Source organism: Bacillus sp. ISL-46, assembly GCF_018613205.1.
Genome location: NZ_JAGGQR010000081.1, coordinates 1 through 6,036, shown reverse-complemented (window position 1 = coordinate 6,036; position 6,036 = coordinate 1). Strand labels below are relative to the sequence as shown.

Here is a 6,036-nt window from a genome sequence, read left to right as displayed (position 1 = left end):
CGGATTTGTCGACAGTCTGAGTCACCCTTAAGGGTGACTTTTATTTATGTAACATAATAGAGGTTTTGTTACATTGAAACACAAGGCCTTTGTTTTTTAAGTTAACGGGGAGTTTAGTTAAAGATTTTAAAATATACAGGAAATATCATTCTTTAAAAAGAATTAAAATAGATGGTCAGAAGAAGCAAATACACGAGGATATTTACATTGTGCGAGGTGAATAGTAGTGAGAAGTGATCAAGAAATGTTGGATTTAATATTAGAAGTAGCTCAAAAAGATGAACGAATTCGAGCGGTCTATATGAACGGTTCAAGGACAAATCCCAATGCTCCAAAAGATATTTTTCAGGATTACGACATTGTATATGTAGTCACGGAAACAGCCTCTTTTATAGAAGATGAAGAATGGATTAATAAATTTGGGGAATTGATTATGATCCAAGAGCCTGATAAATTAGATCAAGCTTGCGGTGTAGAAAAGAATTTTGATCGTTCTTACGGATATTTAATGCTTTTTACTGATGGAAATCGTATTGATCTTCCCATCGAAACAAAAGAATCAATGATTGAAGGATATGTAGAAGATAAACTTACCATTCCATTATTAGATAAGGACAACTGTCTGTCACTTATCCCTGCTCCATCGGATGTTGACTACCATGTAAAAAAACCAACAGAAGCGCTTTTCGTGAGCTGTTGTAATAATTTTTGGTGGTGTCTTCAAAACGTTGCAAAAGGAATTTGGAGAGATGAATTACCATATGCAAAACTTATGTTTGAACATGCCACTAAAGTTTCCTTAGACGAGATGGTTTCAAGGTGGATGGGACTAAAAATGACTTTCAGGTTTCAACAGGAAAGATGGGAAAGTATTTCAAAAAATATCTCCCAGAATCACATTGGGAGATGTATAAAGAAACCTATTCCGTAAGTGATTATGACAAATTATGGAATTCTATATTCGTTACCTGCGAATTGTTTCGGACTTTAGTTAAAGACTAGCAAAGCATTGTTTGTTTACATACCTAGTTCACGATGATACAAGCATGTCAAAATATCTTAAACATGTAAGAAACTTATCTAGTGATGCAAAGAAAATATTTTAATATGAGCTTATTGAAAAAGCATCAGCTGCATTTGTAGTTTTGTTTGTATCCAGGTAAAAAATAAATGTAACTTAATGAATGTTTTGTTACATTGAAAAAATTTAAAAGTTCAAAATGATTACTTCAGTCATTTTTGATCACTTACTTAGACAATCCTTTTTTATTAAGTTAACGAAGCAGGTTTTAGCTTCTTTTTTAATTACCATTATTTTTCTTTTGTTTATTTTGCTTATATATATAATCAATCCTATTCATTGTTCTATAGCCTAAAATACCAAGTAAAATTGAATATATGGTTGTTAAGAACAAACCAAGAATGGCAATCCAAAATAATGATGTAAGCTTTGTTTTTTCATTGAACATATTATAACCTCCGAAAAATAATTTTTATTATCTTTTACTTATTAAGGGAGATTATTCGAATTAAACTAAACTGCCAGTTAGCTTAAGTAGCAATCCTTCACAATCCCAATAGAGTAAACCCTTTTGGGACTTTTTATTTTTGTGAGAATGCTACTAAAAAGGAATTAGGTAGTCCAATAGCATTGGGATTTGAATTTTTTAAGTAAAAGTATTGATATCGAAAAAAGGAATCAACCCTGCTAATTTTTGAGATCCTTAATCTTCTCATTTTGCTACGGAAACACAACTTCATCTGGAGTATAGCAATGATTCCTGAAAGCTTCTCTTATCGGTAGTTGGTCCGCCTATTTTAATAGTAAATAACCTTCCTTATTGTCTATAAACATAGACCGTTAAAATACTAAACTTGTCTTTAAACGCATAGTAAGTTCCTTTATGAAAAATAAGTTACATTCAAAATGGCTATTAGTAAGTTATTACATTCTATATATATTGTTTTTCTATGCTGGGCGGAGGAATGGTTGCTCCAATAGGAATGGCCATGGTTTTTCGACTTGCTCCTCCGGATAAAATGGGGGCCGTAATGGGAACACTTGGGGTTCCAATGCTAATCACATCGAAAATCATCTACAAAAAACGAGTGGTGCACCATACTTGTATAAATTCCATGTCATATTTCCTTACAAGTTAATGTGAAGATATTAAAAAAAGTGATATTTTTATATTAACAAAAAGTTCAGACAAAATAGGAGGAAATCACAATGAAAAACATCGGCCATCTATCATTTTTAATATTAGTAATAAGAGTAGTATTTTCAAAAAAATCTCCTGTTTTATATTAATGATTAATTGAAATAAACATTCTTATCATGAAATTGTTGATCAATAACGGTGCTCGACGAGAATTGTAAATATATGATTTTAATTTAAGTTAAATAGTATCTTGGACTTAAACATTTAGCACCAAGAGAATCACAAGGTGGTCTTTATGAAGAATACAAATGGTCAAACATCGGTATTAGTTTTATCAACTGTGTCAATGATTGTCTCATTTACCGTATGGTCGGTTTTTGCACCGATTGCTACAGAAATTCAAAAAATTTATCAGTTAAGTATTACTCAAAAAATCATTCTTATTGCTACCCCAGTATTATTGGGGTCTTTAATGCGTATTCCAATGGGGATTTTAACAGATCGATATGGCGGGAGAAGAATTTTTGCGTTGACTATGTTACTGCTTATCTTACCCATGGTTGGAGCAGGTTTTGCAGATTCTTTTGCCATGTTGTTATTTTGGGCATTCTTTATCGGGATGGCAGGAACAACATTTGCTATTTCCAAAACCTATGTATCTAAATGGTATCCTCCACAAAAACAAGGTTTGATCTTAGGAATTGGAGGGATGGGAAATTTAGGATCAGCTGTAGCAAATTTCTTGATACCATCCATTTTTAGCTCTTTTGGTCTTTCATGGGTATTTTGGAACCTTGCAATTGCTATGGCATGTATGTCAATTCTTTTCTGGTAGGAACAAAAGATGTACAAAGAACAAGTAAACATAAGACTTTAAAGGAATCTCTTTCCGTATTAAAATTTAAAGAAACATGGTATTTATCGTTTTTTTACTTCCTTACATTTGGAACTTTTGTGACTTTCAGTATTTATTTACCTACATTTTTGAATGATCTCTTTAGTATTACAGCCCTTGAAGCTGGAATAAAAACAGCTATATTCGTCGTAATGGCTACGCTTATACGTCCATTTGGTGGCTATCTTTCCGACCGTTTTTGGAGCAAAAGGGTTGTTGACTCTAGTTTTTAGTGGAGTAACATTATGTGGGGTGTTCATTGCTTTTACTATGGAAAACTTCCTTTTCTTTAGTATAAATTGTTTGATCATCTCTATATTGTTAGGGATAGGAAATGGTGCTGTTTTCAAGATGGTACCTGAAATCTCTAAAGGAAATACAGGTGCGGTAACAGGGATTGTCGGTGCAATTGGAGGAGTTGGAGGCTTTTTTCCTCCAATTGTCCTTGGCTTGACAAAAGATTTAGCAGGAGATTATGTTTTAGGTTTTCTATTATTATCTATTCTCTCCCTTTTTTGCTTAATCCTTAATCATAAGGGAGTTAATAAAACAAGTATAAAAGTACGTGCACATAAAAGTGCATAATACACTATAGAATGGAGTGATAGCACCTGCACATCTAGTGCAGATGCTTTTTATATGTGCGCCCGGCATGGGTGGATTGTCAACACAAAACTAGACAGTTTTTTTAAGGTGTCCAAGTTTGTATTCTATCGGGCTTAAGTAGCCTAATGTTCCGTGAATTCGAATGTGGTTAAACCAATGAACATAGTCTCGTAATTCTCCTTGTTAATTCTTCTAAACTAGTAAAGTGTTGCCCTTTAACAAACTCAGTTTTAATGATCTTAAATGTTGCTTCTGCCACGGCATTATCATAAGGGCAGCCTTTCATGCTCAAAGATCGCTTGATTTTAAAAGTTTCTAGAGCTTCATCAATTAGCTTATTTTTGAATTCACTTCCTCGATCTGTATGGAAATACTCTATTTTTCGCAGGTCTTTCTTAATGGATGAAAAAGCCCGATAAACCAAGGCTGCATCTTTATTCGGACCTGAACTAAATCCAACGATTTCTCGGTTAAAGAGATCGACAAATATACATACGTAATGCCAATTTTGATTGACTCTTACATATGTTAAATCGCTTACAACCACAGTCAATTCTTCTTCCTAATTAAAGGCTCTATTCAACTCATTTTTCTGCGTGGATTCGTTACAATCTTTTGAATGAGGTTTAAACTGGGCAACTGTGTATCTCGATACTAATCCCTGTTCATTCATAATTCGGCCAATCCTTCGCCTTGATACTTGGTGCCCAAGCTTTCTAAGCTCCACCTTTATCTTACGAGTACCATAGTTTTGACGACTATTTTTGAATATCTCGATGATAGTAGAGGTTAAGTCATTCTCTGAAGCCCTTTCTTTTGCTTCATAATAATAGGTACTTCTTTGGATTTGCAGGACTTTGCACATTGCTGATATCGAGTATTTGTGTAGATTGTTCTTGATCACATTTACTTTCGTCCTAGTATCAGCGCGGCTTGCTTTAAAATATCGTTCTCCATTTGAAGCTGCTTATTTTCTTTTCTTAATTTAATCAGCTCTTGTTCTTCTGGAGTCAGATTATCTTTTTCCTTGAACGAACCGGAGGTTTGACTTGGACTCACCCACTTATCCAATGATGAGGGTGTAAGATCGTATTCCCTTATAATATCTTTTCTTGGTTTCCCATTCAGATAAAGCTGGACGATCTGTTGTTTGAATTCCGTGGTAAATGTTCGACGTTCTTTTTTAGCCATAGTAGATTCTCCTCAAACGTGTTATCTGTAGTCTACTTGACCTTAAAATTTCTGTCCAACTAAGTGTAGCCTATCCAGGGTGTAATCTCTAGGGTGAAAGTCCCGAACTGTGAAGGCAGAAGTAACAGTTAGCTTAACTATTTTATATGGAAACAAAAGCTACGAATTATGGGGACAATTTAATACAGAAAATGAAGTTACTGATACTGAAAAAGAAATTTGGGGAATAGTTAGAAAAATAGGTTCTGGTGCAAAAAGTTTAACACAATTACTAGTAATCTCTAAATCTTGGACATACAGATACTATTACTCTAAAAAAGGACGTGATCAGTATGGAAAAGCAAAATTTATTTAAGTGGAAACATTATCAGCCCGACATTATTTTGTTAACAGTAAGATGGTACCTGCGGTACAACTTAAGCTTTCGTAACATAGTGGAGATGATGGAGGAACGTGGCTTATTCATCGCTCACACAACGATTATGCGTTGGGTACATCAATATGGTCCTGAGTTGGATAAGAGAATCCGTCGCCATCTCAGGCAAACGAATGACTCATGGAGAGTCGATGAGACCTATATCAAGATAAAAGGGGAATGGATGTATCTGTATCGTGCAGTAGATTCCGAAGGAAACACCATTGATTTTTATCTTAGAAAAAATAGAAATGCCCAATCAGCCAAGTGCTTTTTCAAAAAAGCCTTGGCTTCTTCGCATGTATCATCTCCCCGTGTGATCACAGTTGATAAGAATCCAGCGTATCCTGTTGCGATTCAAGAATTACAAGAAGAAAAAAGCATGCCTTCAGGCACGCAAATAAGACAACAGAAGTACCTAAATAATATCATTGAGCAAGACCATCGCTTTATAAAGAAGCGAGTTCGTTCTATGCTAGGATTGAAATCGTTTCGAACTGCCAAAAAGATATTGAGTGGTATGGAAGCGATGCATATGCTTCATAAGAAGCAAGTTTTCTTACGGGAGAAGTCTGTCAAAAACCAGAAAGAATTTATACATCAGTTGTTTGGACTTACAGCATAAGGTAGGATTCCGTAAGGAATCTACAGACTGTCGACAAATCCGAAAAACTTGGGTTTGCCGGCAGTCTTTTTTATGTCTTTGTTAATTTGTTTGTTGATTTGCGCTCCAGGCGCTTCGCTTTCCGCGGGCGTAGCGGGGAGCC

Annotated in this window: 4 protein-coding genes and 3 pseudogenes; 5 read left to right on the top strand and 2 right to left on the bottom strand. The window is 34.8% G+C overall.

What is annotated here, in order from left to right; genetic code table 11:
- The first annotated feature begins 244 nt into the window (after window positions 1–244).
- Window positions 245–1,002: pseudogene (locus tag J7E67_RS27975) on the top strand (aminoglycoside 6-adenylyltransferase).
- Between the two features lie 299 nt (window positions 1,003–1,301).
- On the opposite strand, the gene J7E67_RS27970 reads toward J7E67_RS27975, so the two are convergent.
- Window positions 1,302–1,469, bottom strand: coding sequence for a hypothetical protein (locus J7E67_RS27970; protein ID WP_214717366.1), 168 nt, complete (start codon window positions 1,467–1,469; stop codon window positions 1,302–1,304).
- A 517-nt stretch (window positions 1,470–1,986) separates the two neighbouring features.
- Between J7E67_RS27970 and J7E67_RS27965 the strand changes: the two genes are divergently transcribed.
- Window positions 1,987–2,160: a hypothetical protein gene (locus tag J7E67_RS27965; RefSeq protein WP_214733257.1), complete on the top strand. Its 174-nt coding sequence runs from the start codon at window positions 1,987–1,989 to the stop codon at window positions 2,158–2,160.
- A 297-nt stretch (window positions 2,161–2,457) separates the two neighbouring features.
- Window positions 2,458–3,642, top strand: a pseudogene (locus tag J7E67_RS32460) (MFS transporter).
- Window positions 3,643–3,732: 90 nt separating this feature from the next.
- Here J7E67_RS32460 and J7E67_RS27955 read toward each other — a convergent pair.
- Window positions 3,733–4,854, bottom strand: a pseudogene (locus J7E67_RS27955) (IS3 family transposase).
- 109 nt (window positions 4,855–4,963) lie between these two features.
- Here J7E67_RS27955 and J7E67_RS32455 point away from each other — a divergent pair.
- Window positions 4,964–5,209, top strand: a complete 246-nt coding sequence (locus tag J7E67_RS32455) for a hypothetical protein (RefSeq protein WP_374223946.1) — start codon at window positions 4,964–4,966, stop codon at window positions 5,207–5,209.
- Window positions 5,187–5,894: an IS6 family transposase gene (locus J7E67_RS27945; protein WP_214733256.1), complete on the top strand. Its 708-nt coding sequence runs from the start codon at window positions 5,187–5,189 to the stop codon at window positions 5,892–5,894. Before J7E67_RS32455 ends, J7E67_RS27945 begins: the two co-directional genes overlap by 23 nt.
- Window positions 5,895–6,036 lie beyond the last annotated feature (142 nt).

What these genes read in the sequence shown, in the direction of transcription:
- J7E67_RS27970 (WP_214717366.1), bottom strand. Translation starts at nt 1,469, where the DNA reads ATGTTCAATGAAAAAACAAAGCTTACATCATTATTTTGGATTGCCATT.
- J7E67_RS27945 (WP_214733256.1), top strand. Translation starts at nt 5,187, where the DNA reads ATGGAAAAGCAAAATTTATTTAAGTGGAAACATTATCAGCCCGACATT.
- J7E67_RS27965 (WP_214733257.1), top strand. Translation starts at nt 1,987, where the DNA reads ATGGTTGCTCCAATAGGAATGGCCATGGTTTTTCGACTTGCTCCTCCG.